This window comes from Mycobacterium asiaticum DSM 44297 (genome assembly GCF_000613245.1).
Classification (GTDB): domain Bacteria; phylum Actinomycetota; class Actinomycetes; order Mycobacteriales; family Mycobacteriaceae; genus Mycobacterium; species Mycobacterium asiaticum.
The window spans coordinates 1,786,607-1,810,681 of record NZ_HG964937.1; the positions used below are offsets into that span (position 1 = coordinate 1,786,607).

The following is a 24,075-nucleotide window of genomic DNA, read 5'->3' on the forward strand; positions in this document are numbered from 1 at the left end:
CGTTCCCTGCACATTCATCGCTCTGGCGTCAGGGTCACGCCTCCGCTTGTTGCCCTTCCGGCTGCGCCGGTTCGACGTGGACCAGTTTGTTCAACCCGCTCATGGTCAGGATGGAGATCAGCAGCGGATGCGCGACAAGTTGAATGTGGTCGGCGCGACTGAACAGGGCATTGATGGCAGCGCTGTCGAGATACTCGACCTCGCTGAGGTCGACGGTGAGCCGTTCACCGGTGCTGGCGGCCGCGGTGGCGGCGGTCCCGAGTGCTTGGTCGAACGCGTCGATATTGCTCAGGTCGATCTCGCCCAGAGCGGTCAGGACCAGCCTTCCGTCCTCCGAACGCGCACTTTCCAGGGTCAGTGCCGTCGGCATCAGCTGATCCTCGTAGCTAAACGCACCGTGGTTCCGGCGGTTTCGGGTTCGATCGCGACGTCGTGCATGAGGCCACGCATCAAAGTGATACCCCGGCCGCGGCTGGGGTAACTGGCGGGGTCTGGCGTCTTCCAGGTTCCAGTGTCCGTGATGGTCAATTCCACGTGATCGTCGAGTGCGGTCGCATCCAGGGTAATAAAGCCACCCGGATAGTGGCGATGCCCGTGCTCGATCGCGTTGGAGACAGCCTCGCCCGCGGCGATCAGCACTTTCATCGTCTGGTCGGGGTTCACCTGGGCTTTGGTCAACCACCTGCGGAGGGCGGTCCTGGTGGGCGCGAGGTGGTCGGGATGGGCCGGGAAATGCAGCTCCAGCGGGGCAGGGTGGCGATAAAGCATCAAGACCACGTCGTCTTGATAGCCTCCGCTGGGCGCGACGCGGGACATGACCCGATCCGCTAGCTGGTCCAGCATGACGGCCCGCCCATCGTGGACGACGCCCGCGACGTTGTAGATGCCTTGCTCGATTGCGGTTCGGCGCCGTTCCACCAGCCCATCCGTGTAGAGCGCGAGGGTCGAGCGCGCAGACATCGATATCCGGGCTTCGGGGCGGGACCAATCGGTCTTCATCCCCAACACCAGTGAGTGGCCTCCGTCGAGCAGTTGGGTGGTGCCGTCGGCGTGGACCAGGATCGGCGGTGGGTGCCCGGCACTGGAATAGACCAGTTCGCCCGTGTCGGGGTTGAGCACCACGCACACCGCGGTGGTGCACTGCGCGCCGGGCAGGCGGGCGGCGAACCGGTCCATCCCGGCGAGCACGGCACTGGGGCTGGAGTGGTCGAACAGCAGTGCGCGGCAGGCACTGCGTACCTGCCCCATCACGGTGGCAGCGGATAGGCCATGACCGACACAGTCGCCCACTACCAGCGCGATGCGCCCGTCCTCCAGATCGACGACGTCGTACCAGTCACCACCGACCTGCAGCGGCGGGCTGGCGGCCTGGTAACGCACCGCGAAGCCGGACGGTAACTCCGACGGCCCCAGTATCGCGTGCTGCAGTGCCAGGGCGGTTTCGCGTTGCTGGTCGACCTGGTGCACGCGTTGCAAGCCCTGGCCGAGACGACCGGCCAGCACCGTCAGCAGCGTCTGATCTTCCAGGGTGAACAGCCGCTGCGCCGGCAGGTCGATCCAAACGACCAGCACACCTTCTGGATGCTGCAGCGCGATGCCCGCCGTGCCGGGTTCCGTGGCCGTCACGGTAAGCAGATCCCCGTCGCGCAGCGCACTCAGCGTTGCCTGCGTTTGCTCCGGCAGGTCCTCCCACTCCGCCGCCTCGCCGACGGAAACCACCAGTGGTACGGATGCCAAGGCCCTCACCGAGGGATTGCGAGTCGGGAACGTGACCGCCAAAACCCGGCGGGCCCGCCAGAGCCGACGCAACTCCTCGGCCGCCGCGTGGACCGCATCATGGACGGTATCCGCCTGGGCGAGCTCCTGGTTGAGCGCATGTTCGCGGCCGGCCGCCAGGGCCAGCGCGATCGCGGCGTGCCGGGCGAAATCGCTGACCAGCTGCAGATAGTCATTGTTGAACGGCGACTGTTGCGGTTGACGAGCGACGGCGATCACGCCCAAAACCGCGTCGTTGGCGATCAGCGGCATGACGATTGCCGAGCGTTCACCGACGTCGGTGAACCCCTCGATCGGGTATTGGAAAGAATCCGTGATGAGCGGAAGACCACGGCGCGCGACACCACCCGTCGTCGAACCGGCCATCGGGACCTGCCGGCCGATCACCTCGGACGAATACCGTCCGGCGGTCGCGGCAACGACCAGTGTGTCCACCTCGTCAGCCGGCACATTCGGCTCTTGCGGAACCAACAAGATGGCCTGTTCCGCCTCGGCGAGTTCCAACGCCCGGTTCACAATCAACTGCAAGGGCCTGGTCTGCGGGTCACCGGACACCAGGGCGGTGGTGATCTCCCGGCTCGCGTTGGTCCACTTGGACGCTTCCCGTTCGCGCGCGAAGAGCCGAGCGTTGTCGATGGCGGCCGCCGCCGCCGTGGCCAACGCCCGCACCGCGTTTTCGTGAATTCCGGAGAACGTGTGCCCGGGCCGGTCGTCGCCGAGATAGAGGTTGCCGAAAGCAGCTCCCCGCACCGAGATAGGTATCCCCAGCAGCGCCCGCATCGCGGGCACTTGCGCGAGCAGCCTGGCCGCTTCCGGGAGGTCGCTCAGGTTGTCTATACGCATGCCAGCGGCTACCGGCAAATCGGCCAGCCGCCGCGCCGAGCTTTCATCCATGCCCTCGTGCACGAAGGACACCAGGGTGCCGTCGGATCCTCGTATGCCAAGCGCACCGTACCGCGCACCGGCCAGATCCATCGCCGCCTTCACCACACGACGCAGCGTCACGTCCAGATCCAGGTCGGAGCCGATCTCGACGATGACCCTCAGCAGGTGTTCCAGCTGATCGCGTGCCGCGACCAGCACATTGACTTGTTCATGGATTTCGCTCGGCAGCTCGCGCTCCCCTTGCCAGGTGAATGCGGATTCATCCCGGTCTTCGTCCATAGATAAGAACCTAATCGGTTGGGTTGGCCTTCTTGCGTTTGGACGCGCTGCGCCACACCCGTGAGAAGCACCGGGACAGCGTTTGATCCAGTGACCAGCGGGCTGCCCAGCCGGTATCTGCGGGCGTACCCAGAATCAGGTCTTTGAAACGTCAGTGCGGCCCGCGGCGCGCCGCGATATCGGTCGCGTCGGCGATGCCCCCGGTCCATACCGCCCCGTGTCCGGTCAGGACGGTCTTTGCATCGGTCGACCTCAGCGCCGTAAGGGATTCGAGCGCCTGAGCGCTGTCGGCCGTAGCGGCGCCGGACACAATCTGTGGGCCTGTACCACCCGTGTAGGGGTCCAGTGTCACCAAAGCATCGCCGGTGATCACTGCGTCTCGGTCCGGGAAGTACAGCGCGGTGTGGCCGAAGGTGTGCCCCGGAGTGAACACCGGCACCGGCTGTCCCGGCACGTCGAGGCTCCGTCCGGCGTCGAATACCTGCACGTCGTCGATGCCCTTGGTGGAGAGCGCCCCGGCCAGCGTCATCCTGGCGATGATCGGCAGAGACTTCGGATGGGTCAACGGCACCGCCAGGCGGTTGCGTTCGTGCTGGTACCGCAGCGGATGGGCGGCCAACTCTCTCTCGTCGCTGTGCGTCCACACCGGCAGATGCCATTCTTTCTGGATTGCCGCGGCGGCGCCGACGTGATCGAAGTGCGCGTGCGTGAGCACCACCGCGGCGATTCGGTCCGGCTGCGCACCGATTTCGGTCAGCAATCGACCAAGGTGTGGCCACACGCCCGGCAGACCGGCGTCGATCAGGGTGTATTCGCCGCGTTCGCCCTCCACCACGAACAGGTTGACGTGGGCATGCTCGATGCGATGGATGCCTTCCGCAGCATCTCGGTGCAGCGTCGCCATGATTATCACTCCCCGGAGCCGGACTCGAACGTCTGCAGTACCCGGTGGCGCGCTAAAGAATCATTCGCCCGTCATTGCACCTGAGATACGAGCCCGTCGACAGTCCGCTTCGCCGCTGTCAGCACTCTCTTTTGCGCCGCTGGATCAGGCATCGCGCGCGAAATCGACACCGCCCCGACGAGCAGCGCGACGATGCTCCACGCCCGGCGCTCGCGGTCGGCGCGCGTTCCGTCAAGCAGCTCGGCGATCCGGCCGGCCAGGGCTCCGATTTTGCGCTCGTAGGCCTGCTGGGCCGCTTCGCCCGCGCGGGCCACATCCGCGCTCAGCGCCGGCATCACGCAACCTTCTTCCGGCGCCTGCACATGGTTGAGAGTCAGGTAGTCCGCCAGAAAGCTCTTCAGCTGCTTTCGTCGCTCAGGGTTGGTGCCTGACTCAGTCGCGGACAGAAACGGCTCCCCGACCCCGGCCTCGACGACCGCCTCGAGCATTGCTTCTTTGTTCGCGAAGTTCGAGTAGAACGCACCGGACGTCACATCGGCGGCGGCGGCGAGCCCGTCCACGCCCACCCCGTTGAAGCCGGCGACCTTCATCGACCGCATGCCGGCCCGAAGGAGCGAATCGCGCGCCTTGGCCTTCTGATCTGGTGGGTATCGCACGAGTTCCTCAACTGCTGGCTGTTCTGGCTGACTGACGCGAGTCTACCGCTATAGCATAACTATCGCTATTTCAAGTCCGATCAGCTTGAAAACCGCTGACGATCTTCTGGGAACCTCATGGCAATCCGGTTACCGGGGTTTGATACGTGCAACGCCCAGGCGCCGCCAGCCTCCTTGAGAACCGGCATCCGAGAGCTGCTGCGGCGACCCGCCGAGCTACATTGCCTATCAATACATTTCAAGAACAAAGGCGTTGGTCTTGTGTGTGTTTACTTGAGAAATGGTGGCACGTTAAAACCCGGGCCGGCAAAGGCATTGGCCGATGATGGAGCGCCTTGCTGGTCTGCGGCTGCTGACGTACGGTTCGTTCCACAACGACCGTTATGCGGCCGTCTGCAGACAGGGGCAAATACCGAATGGCTGAGCCGAGAGGCATATTGGACGGCGAGCTGCGCTACGACTTCATCGTCTGCGGATCCGGAACCGCGGGTTCCGTGGTGGCTGGTCGCCTCGCCGAAAACCCTGGTATCCGGGTGCTGCTGTTGGAAGCCGGCGGAGACGACATATCCCTACCTGTGGCGGTGGCCGCCCAGTGGCCGCTGAACCTGGGCACTGCTCGCGACTGGAACTTCCACACCATGCCGAGCAAGTCGGTGAATGGCCGATCTATGCGAATGTCGATGGGCCGGGGCCTCGGCGGCGGGTCAAGCATCAACGCGATGATCTGGTCTCGCGGACACCGTTCGGACTGGGACTTTTTCGCCGCGGAGTCCGGCGATCTGGCGTGGAGCTATGAGTCCGTGGTGGACATCTACCGGCGGATCGAGGATTGGCAAGGCGGACCCGAGCCGCGCTACCGCGGCTCCGGCGGTCCCGTCTATGTCCAGTCCGCGCCCAATCCCCATCCAATCGCGTACGCCCTGCTAGATAGCGCCAAGTCCCTGGATCTGCCTGTATTCGACAGCCCGAACGGGGAAATGATGGAGGGCCCCGGCGGCGCCGCCCTTGCCGACCTGCTGGTGCGAGGCGAACTACGGAAATCCATTGCGCGCGCATACCTGGTTCCACAGCTCGGCCGTCCCGGGCTCACCGTCCTCACCAACGCGATGGTGACGCGGTTGACGACCGATGGCGCCTCCGTCACCGGAGTGGAGTTCTCCCACCACGGCAGGTTGTATCGCGCCGAGGCCGCGCGGGAGGTGGTGCTGTCCCTGGGTTCGGTGCACACACCAAAGCTGTTGATGCAGTCCGGCATTGGTGACCAAGCCCAGCTTCACCAGCACGGTATACCCGTCGTCGCGCACCTGCCCGGAGTCGGTCAAAATTTGCAAGACCACGTCAGATTCGATTGCGTCTGGGAGAGTGAAGAAGCCGTCACCCCGCACAACAACGGTGTCGAGGCAACCTACTTCTGGCACAGCGACACCGGACTCGACTCCCCCGATATACAAACGTGCCAAGTGCAATTCCCGAACTCCTCCAGCGTCGAGAACACCAGGCGGTTCAAGCCACCGCAGGCTGGCTGGAATCTGTCTCCCGCACTCGTTCAACCCAAGAGCCGCGGCGAGATCCGCCTGACCGGACCAGATCCGCAGGACCCCGTCGAGATTCACCCTCGGCTGCTATCGCATCCCGCCGATGTCGAAGCGGCGGTCACGGCCATCGAACTTGCCAGAACCATCGGCAATTCCGCCGAACTACGGCCTTTCACCAAACGAGAAGTGATGCCGGGCCCGCTCGAGGGCGTCGAGATGCGGCGCTTTGTCCGCGACGCCGCATCGACCTGTTGGAACCCGTCGGGCACCGCCAAGATGGGCCGGGACGCCCTGGCTGTTGTCGACGGGAGCCTGAAAGTGTATGGCGTGGAACGTCTCCGGATAGCGGATGCCTCGGTCCTGCCTCGTATCACCAGCGGCGGCACCCAGGCGCCCTGTGTGATCGTCGGCGAGCGCGCGGTGGAATGCCTGCGTCGCGAGCACGGCCTTCCGGCACCCGCGCAGCACCGCGCGTACGCGCTCAGCTAGTCGTCGTCTTTCTTGCCCTTCTTGTCTTTCTTGCTTTTCTTGTCGTCATCGTCATCGTCATCGTCGTCTTTGTCGTCGTTGTCTTTGTCATCGTTGTCTTTGACATCGTCGTCTTTGTCGTCGTCTTCATCGTCATCGTCTTTGTCGTCGTCTTCTTTGTCTTTGTCTTTGTCGTCTTTGTCGTCGGCGTCTTTGTCGTCGGAGCCCTTCGAGTCCTTCGAGTCACTGGACCCCTCGGATTCCTCAGCCTTATCTGCATATTTGTTCAGCAAGCCGGCCAGAGCGCGAGCCTCCTCGGGTGCCAGCAAATCATCGAACACCTTGTCGTCGCTCTCCGAGATGCGCTCGACGTACACCGCGTCGTTCGCTACACCGACGTCCCACCGGCCACCCTCTTGACGAGCCATTCCATGCCGCCTTTCGACTAGTTATCCGATTGCCAACCTGCCGCACCGGTTGTTTACCCAAATTCACCTCGCGTTATGACTGCGATCGCGCAGCCCCAAATCCCTCAGCCGCAAAATTGACCGGTGCCCTCGCGCGCCGGGAGTGACAGGATATTGACGTGGACGAGCGCGATGTCCCTGGCCGGGACGGTCACGGCCGCAAAAAAGCCGCAGCAATCGATGCGCTGCTGGATCGCGCGGTCGCGGCAATTGACAGCGGCGATCGAGCAGCGGCCACCGCCCTGGCGGGGCAGGTGCTGGCCGCCGACGAAGGTAATGCCGACGCCGAGGAGTTATTGACGGCCCCGGCCCAGGGCGGTGAAATCCGCCGGCTGACAATACTTTTCGTCGATCTGGTGGACTCCACCGCGTTGTCGACCACCATCGAACCAGAGACCTATCGCCTAGTGGTCGGCCGGTACCGCGAGCACGTGCTCAAAACCGTGAATCGCCTCGGCGGCCACATCGGCTCGACCCATGGCGACGGGCTATTGGCGGTCTTCGGGCACCCGGTTGCGCACGAGGACGACCTGCGCCGAGCCGTGCTCGCCGGCCTGGAGATCAACCGGGCGGTCGCGAAACTGAGCGCCCAGGTCAAAGCACGCTTCGGGTTCGAAGTGCGTGCTCGCGTGGGCGTGCACCGCGGTGTCGTCTATCTAGACACAACCCAGGCCGACGTGTACGGCCTCGGCGCCAATCTTGCTGCCAGGGTGTGCGGCTTGGCCGCGCCTGGCGCTGTCGTGATCTCCGAGGCTGTCGCGCGCCTCGTCGGTGATGCGTTCGAACTCGAATCCTGCCCCGCCGCGCCGGTGAAGGGTGTGGCCGGCCTGATCGACCATTACCGGGTGCTGGGTGAGCGACCGGTACCAGCGCGGGTTGCACAGGGACCGATCGTCGGTCGGTCGCGAGAGTGGCAGCATCTGCAGGCCAGTTGGGCGCGGGCACAGGCGGGCCAGTTGGACATGCCGGGGATCGTGTTCAGCGGGGAAGCGGGTATCGGCAAGAGCAGGCTGGCGACGGCGGGCGAGGTACTGGTCACGCAGTCCGGGAACGCCGTGCTGGAACTGATCGGGTCGCCGTTTCATACCGACGCCGGTATGCACCCGGTACGTGCGCTGATCGAACGTCACTGCGGCATCGGTCGCCTCACCGCACCGGCCGAGCGCCTGGCGCTGTTGACCGCCGAGGTGGTCAGGGTGGGCCTGGACCCGGCCCGCCTCATTCCGCTGCTGGCGCCGGTGCTCAGCATCGACGCCCAACACGGATACCAGGCGGTCCCGGACCAAGGGCCCGAGCTTTACAACCGCATCTTCGAAGCGGTGCAGACCTATCTGTTGGCCCGGTTCGGCAACGACCCCGGTCTTGTGGTCGCCGAGGACGCGCACTGGTTCGACCCCGCCAGCCTCGAGGTGCTTGGCGGCCTACTCGGCGCGGGCCACGGCCGCCTGCTGGTGATCGTGACGGGACGAAACCGCGACTGGCTTCCGGATAGTTGGCCGGCGAATGTATTTGAGCTCCAGCCGTTGACCGAGGACGAAAGCGACGAATTGATCGCCGCCCTCAATCCGGCGTTGACACCGCAGGAGCAAGCCACTGTTCGGTCCCGGTGTGACGGCCTCCCGTTCTACATCGAGCAGGTGGTCGCCGGGATCACCGAGGTTGGTGTTCCCGAAGCGCTCTATGAGCCGCTGTTCGCCCGACTCCGTGCGAGCGCGCAGGTGGTGCCCGTGGTGGAGGCAGCGGCCGTCATCGGTCGGTACGTCGACACCGGCCTGCTGCGATCCGTGGTCGACATGGACGATGAAGACCTCGACCGCGTCGTCGGTGAACTCGCGGCGGCGCAGGTGCTGGAACCGTGGAAGGCGGATGGCTGGCGTTTCCGTCATGAGCTGCTGCGTGAAGTGGCCGTTGAATTGGCGCCGCCCAGCGTCCGCCGCAGACTGCACGCCCGAGTCGGCGACGCCCTGTGCAGTGTTGGCGGCGAACCCGACTGGGGATTGGTCGCAAACCACTACACCTGGGCCGAGCGATTCGATGACGCCGCATCCGCGCATCAACAGGCATCAGCGGCAGCACGTCGTCGCGGCGCCCTGAACGAGGCCCGCACACACCTTGGCCATGCGCTAACACAACTGGACAGGTGCCCGCCCAGCCCCGATCGCGACCGCCGGGAGATTGCCCTGCGCTTGGGTCGGGGATTTCTCGCCGGCAGCGCGGTCAGTCCGTCAAGCCCGGTCGTCGCACCCGACCTGGAACGCTGCCTGCAGCTGGTCGGCGCCGAAGTGCCGACCAATAGCCGCGGCCGGACATCCACCGCGCAGGAGCTTTTTGCGACGCTGGGAGTCTTGACCGGTTACTACACCGGGCGTGCGGATTTGAACCGCGCAACTCAAGCGCTCGAATTGCTGCGCGCCGCGCTGGATCAATGGCGTCCTGGATTCTGGCCGCGACTGGCCGCGTGGTCAGGGGTGCTTGCCTTCCTTCGTGGCGAGTTTGCCGACGCTGCTTCGCATTTGGAGCTTGCAACCGGCCGCGGAGCGATCGACAATCGTGAGACCGAGACGGTGGGCTTTTTGCCGATTGACCCCATCGTGGCCGCCCGTATTCATCTTGCGTTACTGCGGATGGTCCAGGGCAATCTCCCCACTGCCGAGAATGAACTGGCGCACGCCGCGCGCTGCGTTGAAGGCATCGGTTTCCCGCAGGGGCCCTACAGCCTTGCCTATCTGCGCTTCGCTGAGATTTGGGTGCGAACCGAAGCCGGCCAACTCGACCGCGCGTCGGCCCTGGCGGCTGAGATGATTGACGACGCAGGACGGCACGGCTTCGACCAGTGGCGGTTACGGGGCACGATTCTACGGACCGTCATCGACGCCCTGTTGACATACGCCGAAAACGGTCCGTCATCGGCTTTTTCGGACCACGTCTCGCGGGTCAGCGAACTGGTCGATGAACTGCGCGCCGCTGACCTCAACGTCTATCTGCCTTTCTTCGCTGGTGCACTGGCGCGGCTGTTGATCGCCGCCGAACGGTTCGACGACGCCCGCGCCCGCATCGAGGAGGCCTTAGCGCTGGCACGCGAGACGGGAATGTGTTTCTACGACGCGGAGCTGCTGCGGCTGCTTTCTCATACCCGGCGGGACCCAGCGGAACGTCGTGACGACCTGCAGTGCGCCCTGCAGTCAGCAGACCGTCAGGGCGCGCATTTGTTCGAATTACGCTCGGCGCTTGACGATTTCGAGTTGCGTGGGCAAGCTGCTCGATCCGCTCTGGCCACCGCGATGGGTCGCGTGTCAGCAGAGAGCGCGCTAGTTGAGTCCGCCAAAGCCACCGCGGCGCTTGGCGCAACCTGACGCTGCGCGCTCGGGAAGATGGAGACGTGCCCGAGGGTGACACCGCCTACCTGCCAGCCGGACCCGCACAAGCCACCTCCGTGGCCCCGCGCTGACAGCAAACGCCAAGGTTCCGTGTGATGCACTGACAACAATGCAATTCCGTCTGGGGCCGACGGTCGGCCACTGCGCATTTCGGGAGCGCATGCTGGGGGAAAGCCGAATGGCTGCACACCGCGGATCGGTGCTTCGCACTGCGAATTGGCTGATGCACCTGGCGCTCCCGATGCTGGCACTGTGGCTGCTACTGAAGCATCCGGCCGTCGACCTGGAATGGGACAACCGGATCGCGCACTTCGTGCTGGTCCTGTCCGCGTCGGCGGTAAGCGTCGCGCTGGGCGTGGTGATAGCCCGTGCGGCTCGCGCGCGAAACGACGCCCGCCTGTGGCTGGTGTCGCTGGTGTTCGTGACGACGGCCGGGTTCTTCGGCGTTCATGCACTTTTCACACCAGGAGTGTTGAAGGACACGTCCGACGCCGACTTCATGTTTCCGACGCGAATGGGGTTGGTGCTTGCGGGCACGGTGGCGCTGGCGTCCGCCGCGACGTTCAGCCCCGCCAGAAGCGCCGGACTTTGGATGCTGCGCCGGCTCCTGTCCGGGTTGGTCTGGGCATCCATGGCGTTGTGTGCGGTAGTGGTCAATTTCGGATTACTGGATCGGCTGCCGGACCAGGAGCTGGTCGAGCGGGTGGAACACGATGCGGCGCTGATCGGCGGAGCGCTGTTCGCCACGGCGGCGGCCGCGTATTTTCCTATCTATCGCCGCCGGCCTGCGGTCGTGTTGATGTCTGTCCTGACCGCCTTCGTGCTGCTCGCGGAGGCATCGGTGGCGCTGGCCGTCGGGATGAGTTGGCATGCCTCGTGGTGGCTTTGGCACCTGTTGATGACGACGGCCTTCTGTTTCATCGCCTACAGCGCTCGCGTCCAGTTTCACCGGGAGGGTTCAGCGCGTGGGTTGTTCGACGCCCTCGCGACCCGGGAGACCGTCGCCGCGCTGCGCAGCGACTACAGCATGGCGCTGGACGCAATGGTCGACGTCATGCGGCGTCGCGAGCGTGGCGAACAGGTGCCCTCCGGCGCTGTGACCATTCGCCTTGCCGACCGATTCGGCTTGTCCGAACAGCAGGTCGCCGTTCTCAAACGCGCTGCCGAAGCGCTTGGCGCCGAGCGCGAGCAATTGCGCAGACTGGGCAAGCTGGTTGCGGTGGGCGAGGAATTGAGCGTGATTCAGGATGAAGATGTCTTGCTAGGCCGTGTGATGTCGGCCATCGCGGATGCCTTCCCTCGCGATGACATTGGACTGGCCGTAATGCATGCCGGCGAGCTGCACTCCAACGACTCCCCTGCCCCTGGTCCCACGGCGTCGGGCGCGGTGACGCTGAAGCTGCCTCTCGAGGTGAAGGGGAAGATCGCCGGAATGATCACAGTCCGGCGACCGAGCGGCATCTTCCCCGACGCCGACGTAGCACTGCTGCGCTCTTTCGCCAGTCAGACCTCGATCGCACTGGAAAACGCTCGTCTTTACCGTCATCTCGACGACCTTTTCCGCAGCTACATGTCCCCCGCCGTCGCGACCGCACTGCTCGCCGACCCCGACCAGGCGGGACTGGGTGGCGCGATCGTTGATGCGACGGTCTTGATGGCCGACCTGCGCGGGTTCACCGCATTCGCTGAAGCCCATTCCCCGGTCCATGTCGTCACCATGCTGAACACGTATTACGGGGCGATCGTTCCGGTGATTCTCGAGACCGGCGGCACCCATAACGCAATTCGTCGGTGACGCGGTCATGGCGGTCTGGGGAGCCCCAGCGCGGCACATCGATCACGCTTTGCGCGCCGCTCGCGCCGGCCTGGCGCTGCATGCGGCCGTCGAGCAGGCCGCCGTCGAGCACGACGACTGGCCACGGTTCCGGGTGGGGATCAACACCGGTCCGACATTGGTTGGCAACGTCGGCGCCGCGCAGATGCGCAGTTACACCGCGATCGGTGACACGGTCAACCTGGCCGCGCGGCTGCAGGACCTGGCCAAGCCCGGCCAGGTGATCGTCGGACATGGGACCGTGGTCGCACTCGGCGAGGCGGCCCGCGTCAGTGCGCGGCGCCGGGTGAAGGTCAAGGGCAAGAGCGAGCCGGTCGAGGTCTACGTTCTAGACGCCATCCGCTGAGGCACGGTTAATCCGATCAGGCCTTCTCGTGAGGCACTTCGGGTTCGTAGCCGCCGGGTGGGGTAGGTGCGTTCAGATTGAACCGGACCCCGAGCATCCGGATCACGAAGCACACCGATCCGGCTACCACCGCGGCCGGCAGACCGTAGACGTCCAACCGCATGGCAGCCACAGTGATTGCGGCGGCCGCTAAAGCGGGGATTGCGTACAGATCGCTACGCAGCACCGTCGGAATCTGCAGGACGAGCATGTCGCGAATCGTGCCGCCACCTACCGCGGTGACGACACCGAGCAGGAGCGCGGGCGCGATCCCGAGCCCGTATTCGACGGCCTTGCTCGCGCCGATGACGGCAAAAACGCTCAGCCCGATCGCGTCGAGCACGGTGATCGCCGTACCCAGTCGGTCCAACCGTCGGCTGAGCGCGAACGCAATCAGTCCGCCGGCCCCGGCCAGCGCGAAGTAACGCCAGTCCCGAAACGTGGCGGGCGGAATGGAGCCGATCAGGACGTCACGGATGACCCCGCCGCCCATCGCGGTGATCAGGCCGAGCGTCACGACCCCCACGATGTCCAGCCGCGCGACGCGTACCGCTGTCAGCGCGCCGTTCAATCCGAAGACGAACGTGCCGGTGAGATCGAGGACGAGGAGTAGCTGGGCTTCGGCGCTCACGTGAAGTGCTTATCACGAGTTTGCGGACTCACCGCCGTTGATCAGCTCCGCGAGGAAGTCGGGTAACCGGCCGGCGCCGAAGTCGTAGAACCGCGCCCAGAGCGGCTCAATCGAGATACGCACCATCTCTTGGTATGTCGCGCGCACGTTGCGTTCGAACTCTTCGAGTTCGGGCCCGTCCATCGAATTTCGGGCGGATTCGAGGTACTCCTCGGTGACGCCGCTGACGGTGTCAAGGGTGGCGAGGCCACGCACCAACAGTGTCCTCGCCTCTTCCGGTGTGGATCCGGTGTCGATTGCCACGGCGACCTGCGGGCGGGCTGCCAGAGCGCGGGCCTTCGGGGACGTCGGGGCCGTGGAAACGACGATGCGCTCGCCGGTCCAGTGGAAACCGACCGGGATCACCCGAGGGAAGCCGTCGTGTCCGTTATAGGCCAGCCGCGCCATCGAACCCGAGAGCAGCTCTTGGGCGCCGGGCTGGGCGAGTTCTTCGGCCAACTGTTGCTTGTTCATCATGTTTGGAGTCCTACCCCCGCTTGGATCCGTCTGGATACCCATGCCCGCGGCGTCGGCTCAGCTGACGGAGAACCCGCCGTCCACGGCGAGTACCTGATTGGTAACCGCTCGAGCCGCAGGTGAGGCGAAATAGAGCACTGCGGCGCCAATTTCGTGCGGCTCCTGGAATCCGAACGGTGTCTTGCGAGTTGCCGGACCGTCGCTGAGCGGACCTTTGGCGTTGATTGCGCCGGGAGTGATGACGGCGCCGGGCAGCACGGTGTTGACGGTGATGTCGTAGTCGGCAAGCTCGAACGCGGTGGCGAGACTCAGTGCCGCCAACGCGCCCTTAGACGACGTATAGGACACGAGGCCTTTGATAAGACCCCCGCGCAGGGCGTTAGATGCGATGTTGACGATCCTTCCGCCCTGTTGCGCGGCGACCATCGCGCGCGCGATCTCCCGGGTCATGAGGAATGCGCCTCGCGCGTTGACATTCTGGATTCGATCCCATTCAGCGGCGGTCGCATCCAGTAACGGTTCCCGATCCTGCAACGCGGCGTTGTTGACTAAAAGCCAAGGAACACGAACACCACCGATTTCGACAATCTGGGCGCAGGCCCGCACGATCGATGCCTCGTCCGCCAGATCCACGTCGACCGCGACGGCTTGCTGGCCTCTCGCGGTGAAGGCTGCGGCGTGGCGCTCGGCTGCGGCGTGGTCACAGTCCGCCAGCACGACGGTAGCGCCGGCGAGAGCGAGCACCTGCGCAACTCCCAGACCGATGCCGCCGGCCGCGCCGGTGACGACGGCGATCCTTCCGCCAATTCCGAACATGTCCTCTAGGTTGTCTGCCACTGGCGGTTTCTCCTCCAAAGTTAGAGACGTCCGTCGAGCTCCAGTGCGGGATGCACCCAGTCGGGGGAACGGCGTTCCTTGAATGCCAGGAAGCCCTCGATCGACTCGGGCGCACCGAGACTGGACTGCATTGCGATCCGGTCGTAGAGCCCGACATAGTTGTCCAGGCTGGCCTTGACGACGCTGCGAGCCTGGGGCGCAGTGCGGCAGCACTGAGCCAGGACCTCGCGCGCGGCGTTGTGCAACTCGTCGTGCGGGACCACGCGCGCCACCAGGCCCCAGTTCAGAGCCTCGGCCGCCGAGAGCGTTCGGCCGGTAAACATGAGATCGCGAGTGCGTACCGGCCCGATCAGCCGGGCCAGCGTGTGGCTGTAGTAGGTGTCGGCGATCCCGCGGTAGAGCTCGGGCACGCGGAAGGTGGCGCGCTCACTGACCACCGCCATGTCCGAGCACAGTGCGATCTGCAGCCCCCCGCCCTGGCATAGGCCGTTGACCGCGGCTACCACTGGTTTAGCCGACTGGCGCAGCGTGTCGAACGGCAGGGCGTCCATCCCCAGCACTGATCCGAACGTCAGCCAGTTGTCTTCACCACCGCCACCCATGTCACCGCCGGGCGCGAAGACATCACCGGTGCCGGTAATCAACAGGCCGGCGAGGTCGGCATCGGCGTCGACGTGCTTGACCGCATACTTGATGCCGAAATACATCGCCGGGGTCATCGCGTTGCGTGCCTCCGGCCGGTCGAGGGTGCAGATCCCGAACGGGCCTTCCCGATCGAACCGTAGGAACTTTGTGCCCAGCCAATCCCCTTCCGGAGGCTTCGGGTCCTGCTGTGCTGCAGTTGATTCCATCATCGCTCTCCTCGAGATCCGTAGTGCTTGGTTTCCTGCTTCAGCCGAATGATCTCAGCTGACCACGTGGTGGATTACCGCGGGCCAATGCCGAGACAGAAGGAGCCCGCAATGGCTTGAGGCGACCGGAGGACAATTGTGCGATGGCTACCGAACCGACACGCGCGCCAAAACCGCCGCGCGCGCCCGTCACCCGGGAGGACTTGGAGCGGTTCGGCGACGAGGACCAGGTGCGCGAGGCGTTTGACGAGGGCCGGCTGCGCGACGAACGACCGCCGCATCACGGTTAGTTCTGCGCGTTGGTACCAGGTCCTCTACGTCGACAGTTTGAGCACCCGCTTGTTGCCAGTGTCGACGACATAGACGTTCCCGGCCTTATCCACCGCCACGTCACCGGGCTCGCTCAGGCCGGTGAAAGGCAATTCGATGGGGTCTTTGGCGCCGGAGGGCAACTTCAGGATCCGGTTGGTTTCTTCGTCTGCGATATACAGTGCGCCGTTGCCGTCGACGGCCAGACCGGCAGGACGTTTCAGCCCGGCGATGGGCGGTTCCAGCTTGCTGGGCTGGCTCCGGTCGGCATCCATTTTCAGCACGCTGGTTTCGGACTTGCCGTAATAGATGGTGTCGACGGCGAGCAGGTACACCGCACCGTTTTTGTCGACGGCCATCCCGGCCGAGTTGCTCAGCCAGGCCTCCCCGCTCTGCACGTACACCATCTTGGAGGAACCCGCCGGCAGCTTGAGCAACTGGACGGAGTCCATGCAATACACGGTGCCCTTGGCATCCACCGCCACCCGGCTGGGGCGGTTGCCGCTGTTGAATCCGGTGAACGGTAGCTGGGTTGGGCTCTTCTCGCCGGAGGCCAACCTCAGCACGCGGTTGTTGCCCGTGTCAGCGACGTATACCGAGCCGGAGGAGTCGACGGCGACACCGTGGGGGTTGTCTAGACCGGTGAAGGGCAGCTCGGCTGCGGTAGTCGAGCCCGCTGCCAGCTTCAGCACCCGATTGGCTTTTGAGTCGGTTACGTAGACTGCGCCCGAATTGTCCACTGCCACACCGCCGATATCGTTCAACCCGCTGAAGGGCAATACCACCTGACCTTTGGGTGATTCGCCAGATATGTTCTGGAGAAACAGGATTGCCGCTATTGCGGTGACTGTCACGAGTGCAGCTGCAATACCGGCGATGATCCACGGTGTGCTTCTGCGTTTGGCCTTGACTCGCGGCGGCCGTTGGGTTGGACCGGCGGCCGCGAAGTTTCCCGCCGCCGGATGGGCTCCCGGCGGCGATGGGGGCGGATGCGGATGCGGCGCGGGCCGCTCGCGTTCCGGGGGTCCCGGTGGCGAAACCATGGCGCTCTGACCCTACGCGCTCGTATCGACGAAGGGCGCTATTTGCTCAAGCTTCGTCGGTAGCTTCGGCTCGCGCCTGGTCAATTTGGTCGTGGGCGTACGTCACCATGGCGGAGATCGTCATCGATTTCCCGCTGCGTGTAAGGGATTCATAGGTTTGGTCACCGAGCATTGCGCGCAAGTGCGCTATCCGTGTCCGGAGTTCGGGCAGGGTGACCGCGGCCATGGGGTTGACCGCCGCGAAACCGGTGATGGTGGCAGCTGGTTGGTAGCGTCCGAGCCGGTCGAGGACGCCGGCAAGGATTGCCAGCGGGTTAGGCAGCATGCCGATGTTGCCCGACTCATAGTTATTGCGGATTGCAGTGTCGAGGGACTTCAACGCCGCCAACGGGTTTCCCTGCTCGGCCTCGAATCCGCACAGCCAGTACCCCAGTTGGGTCTCGAAGAAGCGGTTGCCGCTGTCCTCAGCGACGAGCACCGCGCGGCGCAACACCTCGAGCGCGAGGTCTGGATCGGTGTCGCGGAAGGCATATCCGCAAGCGAAGAGGGTGTAAGCGAGCACCCACGGATTCCCGATCGCTTCGGCGGTATCCAGAAGACCCTTAGCAGCGGCGAGCGCCTCGCTGGTCGAACCGGTGACGGATAGGGCGAACGCGAGATTCGCCTTGGCCATGGTGTTTGTGTCACCACTGCGGGCCAGCTGGGCTCGGCATAAGTCGACATACCGTTCGGGCCGGCCGACGAACAAATACGCACTGCCGAGCCATGCTTCACCGAAGTAGGACACCTTGTCGCCGGCGGCCGCGATGACGGGCTGGCCGATCTCGCTGTAGTGCACGGCCTGATCGAAGCGTCCGATCAGGCAGCACAGGGATGCCCCCACACATACTGCGGCGAGACGGGGATGTCCCACAGCGCGGAGGGGTTCGATCAACTCTTCGGCCCAAGTGATCGGTTCGTAGTTTTCAAGAAACGGTCCAAGAAAGGCCGCATAGGACGCGATCGCGGCGCCCGCGTCCAGGTCACTGTGGTCCGCGGCCCACCGAAACGCGGTGCGCAGGTTGGACAGCTCGACCATGAGCCAGTCGTATGTCTCTCGTTGACGCGGGCCGTCCCACATATCCATGAGGTCGGTCTCCCGCCTAGCGAAGTATCGCGAGTGGGCGTTACGGACTTCGGCTGCTTCGCCGCGGAGGGTGAGTCGTTCCTCGGCGAACTGGCGGATCGTCTCCAGCATCGAAAAACGGGTTCGTGCACCGGTCTGGTTCACCGCGAGTAGCGACTTGCGCACCAAGGCGTCGAGCACCTCGAGGATCGCGTACTCGTCGCTATCATCGGATCCGGCTACCGCACAAGCGCTTTGGAGGTCGAATCCGCCGGTGAAGACTGAACAGCGTTCCAGCACGATCCTTTCGGCGTTACCGAGAAGGTCGTAAGACCAGGCCACGGCGTGGCGCAGCGTGTGGTGCCGCTCCAGGCCACGGCGCGAGCCGACCAGGAGCCTGAATCGGTGATCGAGTCGATCACGCAGTTCACTGGCGGTCATCGAGCCCATCCGCGAGGCAGCCAATTCGATAGCCAATGGGATCCCATCGAGGCGTTGACATACCTCAGCGATTGCGGTCGCTTCGGCACCGTCGGCCAGCGAGAAGCTGGGCGCAATGCCTTGCGCGCGCTCGACGAACAGGCTCACCGCCGCGGAGTCGATTCCCGCTGCATTCAGGGAACGCACTGGCCATACCCGCTCCTCCAGACTGCCGAGTCCTTCGCGGCTGGTAGCGAGGATTCGTACCGTCGCCGAGGACGCAAGTATCGCCTCGATCAGGTCTGCGGCGGCGGTGAGAACGTGCTCGCAGTTGTCAATCACCAAGAGCCGGACCCGGTCCTCCAACGCAGCGGCGACCGACTCGCTGACAGTCTTTCCCGGCTGCTGCGTGATGCCCAGCACCACCGCCATCGCGTCGGGCACGGCGGCCGGATCGGTGACCGCCGCCAACTCGAAAAACCAAACGCCGTCGGGAAATTCATCGACCAGTCGGGCGGCGACCTCCATCGCAAGGCACGTCTTACCGACCCCACCAACACCCGTGAGCGTCACCAGCCGATGCGCCCTGACCGCCGTTTGGATCTTTGCGACCTCGACCTCGCGTCCGATCAACTTGCTGCCGGTTTGCATTAGATTTCCCGGATTGGCACCGAGTGCCCGCAGCGGGGGAAACTCCGTGCGTAAGCCCGGAGCTCGGACCTGGAATACACCGATCGGCATAGGGACACCCCGTAACCGTCGCGGCCCCAGATCCAGTAGCTCCACCCCGCTCAAAAGCCCTGCCGTCGACTCGGCCAGGAGAATCTGGCCGCCGTGACCCGCAGCCATCACCCGCGCCGCACGGTTCAGCACCGCACCGAAGTAATCTCCGTCTCGCGGCTCGGCTTCACCGGTCGCGATGCCCATCCGCACCGGCAGTTTCAAGGACCGCTGCGCGGCCACCGCCGCATCGACCGCACAGCGCGGCGAGGCGAAAGCGGCGCAAATCCCGTCACCCGTGTGCTTGAACAACCAACCGTTGTGCGTCTGGATCACCGATCGCAACAGCTCGTCGTGGGCGGCCAGCGCCAGCCGCATCGAATCCGCGTCAGCTTCCCACCGGCGGGTCGACCCTTCGACGTCGGTGAACAGAAACGTCACTACTCCCGAAGGAGCAGCCGCCACTGGCGCGGACACACCAGCAGAATCTCACACTGACCGCATGGTGTGGACTGCCGTCAGCCAACGCCCGCAGGGATCCGAACTCAACGGCACCCTTGCGGCATCGGCCGGAAATCAGCGCCTATTGATTCCATGGCTGCCGATTTTGAATTCGCTTGTCGATCTTGGCCAGCACATTGGCTCGTGGCACGATAATCCCGTCGCGCCGTCCCGCCCGCGACGGCGTCGCGCGGGAAAGGGACTGCCACGGCCTCACGTCGTCCGGAACTGTCGAGCATGGCGGATGACTATGCACGACACGCCCTTTCGCAACTCGCCGCCTTTGAGGCCACTCACCCGGCCGTCCTGTCCGCCGCTCAGCACCTTGCGAGCGAACCGGTGCTTCGGGTGGCGGATCTGGGTGCCGCCGACGGGGTGAACTCGCACGGCCTCATCCGCGATCTCGCGGCGCTGCGCGACGGACGGCCGTTGAGCTACGCGCTCGTCGATCTTCCGACGAACAGTTGGAATGTCGCCGCCGGCCATTTGCAGGAAGCCTTTAGGCCGGTTTCGGATGGGAGCGGGGTCGTCGTAATCCCCGCGCAGGGTCAGACCGGACCTGGCGTTGCCGACGAAGGAACGGGCGCTCACTACACCGAGCCGGAAGCCCACGGCGAGGCTTGTCGACGAGCGTTCGATCGGGTCCCAACTGCGGCGACGGTCGTTTCTATGGCCGGAATTCCCTTGCATCAGGCGCCTTGCTTGCCGACAGGCACCGTGCACATCGCGGTGACCGGAACATGCATGCACTGGGTGCCCGACACCGCCGGTTTGCCGTCGAGTGGCTCGATCTTCCCGGGCTATCCCGATCATGTGGATAGCGAGGAGCGCCGCGCTTGGCGTGCTGCCGCGCAGCGGCATTGGCAGTGCCTGCTCGAAATGCGCGCCGCAGAGCTCGCGCCGGGCGGGTGGTTCGTCGCCGCCATCCCCGCCTCCCCCACACCATGCCCCGACAGGACCGGTCTGTACGCCGAGATCATCGCAGACATGAATCGGTTGCTTGCCGAGTGGCGCAACGCCGGCCGCATCGGCAGCGCCACCGTGGAGGCGGCTGTCGTTCCGGTCTGGTCGCGCACGCTCGACGAGTTCTGTGCTCCCTTCGAGGTGGGCGGCGGGCAGGTGGGCGGACTGGCGCTCGAAAGCGCCGAACTGTTCCGTCTTGATAACCCCTATCGGCATGACGAGGCGGCGGTGTTTGCACGGGACTACGTCAAAAGCATCACCGCGTGGGGCGGGCCGCTGTTCTTGCGTGCGTTCGCGCGCGAAACCGGTATGCGCGCTGCCGATCTCCTCGCTGACTTTCTCGGCGAGCTTGAGGGTCGTGTGGCGGACGATCCGGAGCGGTATCGGTGGGATTATGTCGAGGCGTTGCTGATCTGCCGGAAGCGGGGCTAGAGCGGCTTCAAATGCGTTTGAGATCGCGAAGGTTCGAGATGAGGACGTCGACATTGGGCATCCGAGAACAGCATGGCGGCGTTAGGCGTGCGGAGGCCACCTGGACGGTCGGCGTAGGAGATGTCGGCCGTGGAGGCGCTGGTGGACCGGGCGTTCGAGGGCCACGGCGCGGTGGTCGGCTGGTGGGGGTCGAGGCTACATTGGTGACGAGGGACACACCGATGATGAAACGTGAAGCGCGCGAAGCACCCGCCTGAATATCGAAAGTGCCATTGGCGCCCTAGCCCGAGGTTGCCGATATGGAAGGACTGTCCGCCGCTGGCGGCGCGTGGGGACGGCCGCGCCAGGAGCGCGCCCCCCTGGCGACGCACCACGAGGCCATCTTCGACGGTGCGCCCGATGCCATGCTCACCGTGACCGAGGACGGCACCATCCGGTCCGCCAACCGCGCCGTCCTGGACCTCTTCGGCTACGAACCCACCGAGCTGTTGGGGTCGAAGATCGAGATGTTGGTCCCCCACCGCATCCGCGGCGTGCACCCCGGCCTGCGCAAGTCGTTCCTGGACGGCGGCGTCAACCGCCGCATGGGCGCAATCTCCCAGCGCGCCGCGCTGCGCGCCGTGCGAAAGGATGGCAGCGAAGTCCCGGTGGACATCAGCCTGGCCATCGTTCATCCGGGCGGCGAGCGGCTGGTACTGGCGGCCGTACGGGACGTGACCCAGGATCTCGAGCTGCGTGCACAGCTCGACCGCAGCCATTTCCTCGCCGACACGGCGCTCAAGCTCTCCCATTCGGGTCACTGGCACATCGACTTCGCCGATCCCGATCATTACTACGCCTCGCAGCGGGTCCAGGAGATCTTAGGTGAGACCAGCGACGAGAGAGGTCGGCTCCGCCTTACCGACCAGTGGCGCGCACGTATTGGCGCGGTGGACCCGGCCGCCGCCGAGGCGACCTGCGAGCAGCTCCAGGGCACCATCGAGGGCCGCTACCCGGCCTACGATGCGACTTATCCCTACCGCCGTCCGAGCGACGGCCATGTCATCTGGGTCCGGGCGCTGGCGACACTAGTGCGAGACCAGGCCGGCCAACCACAGCAGATGTACGGCGTGGTGCAGGACATCACCGAGATGAAAACGCTCCAGGCCGAGCTCGAAACCGCGCGCGACGCCGCCGAGGTGGCCGCCCAGGCCAAGGCGGACTTCCTGGCCAACATGAGCCACGAGATCCGCACGCCGATGAACGCCATCATCGGCTTGTCGCACCTCGCGCTGCTCACCGACCTCGACCGCCACCAGCGTGACTACGTGCAGAAGATCGAGGGCTCGGGCAAGCACCTGCTGGGCATCATCAACGACATCCTCGACTTCTCCAAGATCGAAGCCGGCAAGCTCACGGTCGAGACGGTCGACTTCCACGTCGACCGCCTGTTGGAGAACGTGGCGGCGCTGGTGACCGACAAGGCCACAAAGAAGGGTCTCGAGCTGACCTTCGACGTGGACCCGCGCATGCCGCGCGCGTTGCGCGGTGACCCGCTGCGCATCAGCCAAATCGTCATCAACTACGCCAACAACGCGGTCAAGTTCACCGAGCGGGGCGAGATCGTCATCCGCGTGCGCGTGGAGGAGGAGACCGCCGACGACCTCCGCGTGCGTTTCGAGGTGCGCGACACCGGCATGGGGCTGACGCCCGAGCAGCAGGCGCTGCTGTTCCAGTCGTTCCAGCAGGCCGACGCCTCTACCTCCCGCAAGTACGGCGGCACTGGCCTCGGCCTGGCCATCAGCAAGCGGCTCGCCGAGCTGATGGGCGGTGCCGTGGGAGTGGAGAGCGAGCTCGGCCGGGGCAGCACATTCTGGTTCACGGCGCCGTTGGGGCGCGGGGCGGTAACGGAACAACTGCTCCAGCCGTCGCCGGACCTCCGCGACCGGCGCGCCCTGGTCGTGGATGACAGCGCCACTGCGCGCGAGGTGCTGGCAGGGATGCTGTCATACATGACGTTCCGCGTCGACACGGTGACGCGCGGGGAGGATGCCCTGGACCGCGTCGCTGCAGCGGACCGGTCGGGCGAGCCGTACGACGTGGTGTTCCTCGACTGGAGCATGCCCGGCGGCATCGACGGCATCGAGACGGCTCGCCGCATAGCTGCCCTACCGCTCAACGCGCAGCCGCGCCGTGTGATGGTCACCGCCTACGGCCATGCCGAGGTGATCCAGGAAGCCGGCGTGGCCGGCATCCAGGCCACGCTGGTCAAACCGGTCAGCCCGTCGCTGCTGTTCGATACCGTCATCAACACGTTTGGCGCCACCAGCGCCAGGGAGTCCGCCGTGCAGCCGACCGATCTGCCCGACCTGGCTCCGCTCCAGGGGCTGCAGGTGTTGCTGGTCGAAGACAACGAGCTGAATCAGCTGGTGGCCACCGAGCTTCTGAAGAACGCTGGGCTTGAGGTCGACGTAGCCGAGAACGGACAGATCGCCGTGGAGCGGGTCGGCCAACGGCGCTACGACCTGGTGCTCATGGACATGCAGATGCCGGTGATGGACGGCGAGGAGGCCACACGCCGCATTCGCCAACAGTTCTCGATCAGCCAGCTCGCCATCCTGGCGATGACGGCGAACGCCATGGCCGGCGATCGCGAACGCTGTCTCGCGGCCGGGATGAACGATCACATCGCCAAGCCGATCGAACCGGCCGACCTGTTCGGCAAGCTGTTGCGATGGCGGCCGCAGGGTGGGGCGGGGCGGGCCCCGTCTTCGGTGGCCCGCGCGGCGGCCGACGGCCCGACGGGTGCGCCCCGAACCGCCACCCTCGAGGGCATCGCTGGTCTCGACGTGAAGGCCGCCATCGGCCGCATGATGAACGACCGTTCCATGTACGAACGCCTGCTTCACAGGTTCGCCTGGGGCAATTCCGCGGCGATGGCGGCGACCATCACGGGGCAGCTGGACCGCGGCGAGCTGGCCGACGCCCAGCGCTCGGCGCACTCGCTCAAGGGGTCCGCCGGCGCGGTGGGCGCCGTCGAGGTCCAAGCGAGGGCCGCGGCGCTGGAGTCCGCGATCAAGCAACAGGCGAGCGAGGGCGAGCTTCGCGCGGCCAACGCGCGGCTGGCGGAGGAGTTAGCGCGGCTGGTCGAGGCAGTGCGAGCGGTCCTGCCGCACCCGAGAGGCGATCGTGGGGGATAGCA

The 24,075-nt window shown here is 65.3% G+C and carries 18 protein-coding genes; 7 read left to right on the top strand and 11 right to left on the bottom strand.

Features of this window, described 5'->3' with window-relative positions:
- Positions 1 to 34: 34 nt before the first annotated feature.
- The 4 genes from BN972_RS18555 to BN972_RS18570 form a co-directional block, all read right to left on the bottom strand.
- A complete protein-coding gene (locus BN972_RS18555; RefSeq protein ID WP_036360501.1) occupies positions 35 to 370 on the bottom strand; it encodes an STAS domain-containing protein in 336 nt (111 codons plus the stop codon).
- Positions 370 to 2,940 (bottom strand): SpoIIE family protein phosphatase, encoded by a 2,571-nt coding sequence (locus BN972_RS18560; protein ID WP_036360503.1) that lies wholly within the window; start codon positions 2,938 to 2,940, stop codon positions 370 to 372. Before BN972_RS18560 ends, BN972_RS18555 begins: the two co-directional genes overlap by 1 nt.
- 151 nt (positions 2,941 to 3,091) lie before the next feature.
- Entirely contained in the window at positions 3,092 to 3,844 is a 753-nt protein-coding gene (locus tag BN972_RS18565) for an MBL fold metallo-hydrolase (protein WP_036360505.1), read from the bottom strand.
- Between the two features lie 71 nt (positions 3,845 to 3,915).
- Positions 3,916 to 4,500 (bottom strand): TetR/AcrR family transcriptional regulator, encoded by a 585-nt coding sequence (locus BN972_RS18570; protein WP_261785919.1) that lies wholly within the window; start codon positions 4,498 to 4,500, stop codon positions 3,916 to 3,918.
- Positions 4,501 to 4,916: 416 nt separating this feature from the next.
- Here BN972_RS18570 and BN972_RS18575 point away from each other — a divergent pair, with 416 nt between their 5' ends.
- A complete protein-coding gene (locus BN972_RS18575; RefSeq protein WP_099051113.1) occupies positions 4,917 to 6,524 on the top strand; it encodes a GMC family oxidoreductase in 1,608 nt (535 codons plus the stop codon).
- On the opposite strand, the gene BN972_RS18580 is transcribed toward BN972_RS18575, so the two are convergent.
- On the bottom strand, positions 6,521 to 6,931 hold the full coding sequence (locus BN972_RS18580; RefSeq protein ID WP_036360510.1) for a hypothetical protein: 411 nt from the start codon (positions 6,929 to 6,931) through the stop codon (positions 6,521 to 6,523). The genes BN972_RS18575 and BN972_RS18580 overlap by 4 nt on opposite strands.
- 158 nt (positions 6,932 to 7,089) lie before the next feature.
- On the opposite strand from BN972_RS18580, the gene BN972_RS18585 reads away from it, so the two are divergent.
- The 3 genes from BN972_RS18585 to BN972_RS29950 all read left to right on the top strand — a co-directional run bounded on the left by BN972_RS18585 (position 7,090) and on the right by BN972_RS29950 (position 12,527).
- The gene (locus tag BN972_RS18585) at positions 7,090 to 10,323 is read left to right on the top strand and encodes an adenylate/guanylate cyclase domain-containing protein (protein WP_051545591.1); all 3,234 of its coding nucleotides are present in this window, start codon (positions 7,090 to 7,092) and stop codon (positions 10,321 to 10,323) included.
- Between the two features lie 202 nt (positions 10,324 to 10,525).
- A complete protein-coding gene (locus BN972_RS30870) occupies positions 10,526 to 12,142 on the top strand; it encodes an adenylate/guanylate cyclase domain-containing protein (protein ID WP_200869741.1) in 1,617 nt (538 codons plus the stop codon).
- Positions 12,143 to 12,149: 7 nt separating this feature from the next.
- Positions 12,150 to 12,527: an adenylate/guanylate cyclase domain-containing protein gene (locus tag BN972_RS29950; RefSeq protein ID WP_036360512.1), complete on the top strand. Its 378-nt coding sequence runs from the start codon at positions 12,150 to 12,152 to the stop codon at positions 12,525 to 12,527.
- A 16-nt stretch (positions 12,528 to 12,543) separates the two neighbouring features.
- Here the strand turns inward: BN972_RS29950 and BN972_RS18600 are convergent, their stop codons facing one another.
- Genes BN972_RS18600 through BN972_RS18615 form a run of 4 tightly spaced genes read right to left on the bottom strand, consistent with a single transcriptional unit; the run spans position 12,544 to position 15,404 of the window.
- Positions 12,544 to 13,197 carry a trimeric intracellular cation channel family protein gene (locus BN972_RS18600; protein ID WP_036360514.1) on the bottom strand — a complete coding sequence of 218 codons (654 nt, stop codon included), beginning with the start codon at positions 13,195 to 13,197 and terminating at the stop codon, positions 12,544 to 12,546.
- Positions 13,198 to 13,209: 12 nt separating this feature from the next.
- Positions 13,210 to 13,710 (bottom strand): pyridoxamine 5'-phosphate oxidase family protein, encoded by a 501-nt coding sequence (locus BN972_RS18605; RefSeq protein WP_036361282.1) that lies wholly within the window; start codon positions 13,708 to 13,710, stop codon positions 13,210 to 13,212.
- A gap of 60 nt (positions 13,711 to 13,770) precedes the next feature.
- Complete coding sequence (locus BN972_RS18610; protein ID WP_036361284.1) at positions 13,771 to 14,550, bottom strand: SDR family NAD(P)-dependent oxidoreductase; 780 nt, start codon at positions 14,548 to 14,550, stop codon at positions 13,771 to 13,773.
- 20 nt (positions 14,551 to 14,570) lie between these two features.
- Positions 14,571 to 15,404 carry an enoyl-CoA hydratase/isomerase family protein gene (locus tag BN972_RS18615; protein ID WP_200869742.1) on the bottom strand — a complete coding sequence of 278 codons (834 nt, stop codon included), beginning with the start codon at positions 15,402 to 15,404 and terminating at the stop codon, positions 14,571 to 14,573.
- Positions 15,405 to 15,544: 140 nt separating this feature from the next.
- On the opposite strand from BN972_RS18615, the gene BN972_RS29790 reads away from it, so the two are divergent.
- On the top strand, positions 15,545 to 15,691 hold the full coding sequence (locus tag BN972_RS29790; protein WP_167659581.1) for a hypothetical protein: 147 nt from the start codon (positions 15,545 to 15,547) through the stop codon (positions 15,689 to 15,691).
- Positions 15,692 to 15,715: 24 nt separating this feature from the next.
- Here the strand turns inward: BN972_RS29790 and BN972_RS31385 are convergent, their stop codons facing one another.
- Both BN972_RS31385 and BN972_RS18625 read right to left on the bottom strand, forming a co-directional pair.
- Complete coding sequence (locus tag BN972_RS31385) at positions 15,716 to 16,564, bottom strand: NHL repeat-containing protein (RefSeq protein ID WP_051545594.1); 849 nt, start codon at positions 16,562 to 16,564, stop codon at positions 15,716 to 15,718.
- 235 nt (positions 16,565 to 16,799) lie between these two features.
- Entirely contained in the window at positions 16,800 to 19,439 is a 2,640-nt protein-coding gene (locus BN972_RS18625) for an ATP-binding protein (RefSeq protein WP_051545598.1), read from the bottom strand.
- Positions 19,440 to 19,736: 297 nt separating this feature from the next.
- Here BN972_RS18625 and BN972_RS29295 point away from each other — a divergent pair, with 297 nt between their 5' ends.
- Together BN972_RS29295 and BN972_RS18640 are read left to right on the top strand one after the other, a co-directional pair.
- Positions 19,737 to 20,894, top strand: coding sequence for a hypothetical protein (locus BN972_RS29295; protein WP_142277133.1), 1,158 nt, complete (start codon positions 19,737 to 19,739; stop codon positions 20,892 to 20,894).
- A 299-nt stretch (positions 20,895 to 21,193) separates the two neighbouring features.
- Positions 21,194 to 24,073 carry a response regulator gene (locus BN972_RS18640; RefSeq protein WP_051545600.1) on the top strand — a complete coding sequence of 960 codons (2,880 nt, stop codon included), beginning with the start codon at positions 21,194 to 21,196 and terminating at the stop codon, positions 24,071 to 24,073.
- The last annotated feature ends 2 nt before the right edge of the window (positions 24,074 to 24,075 follow it).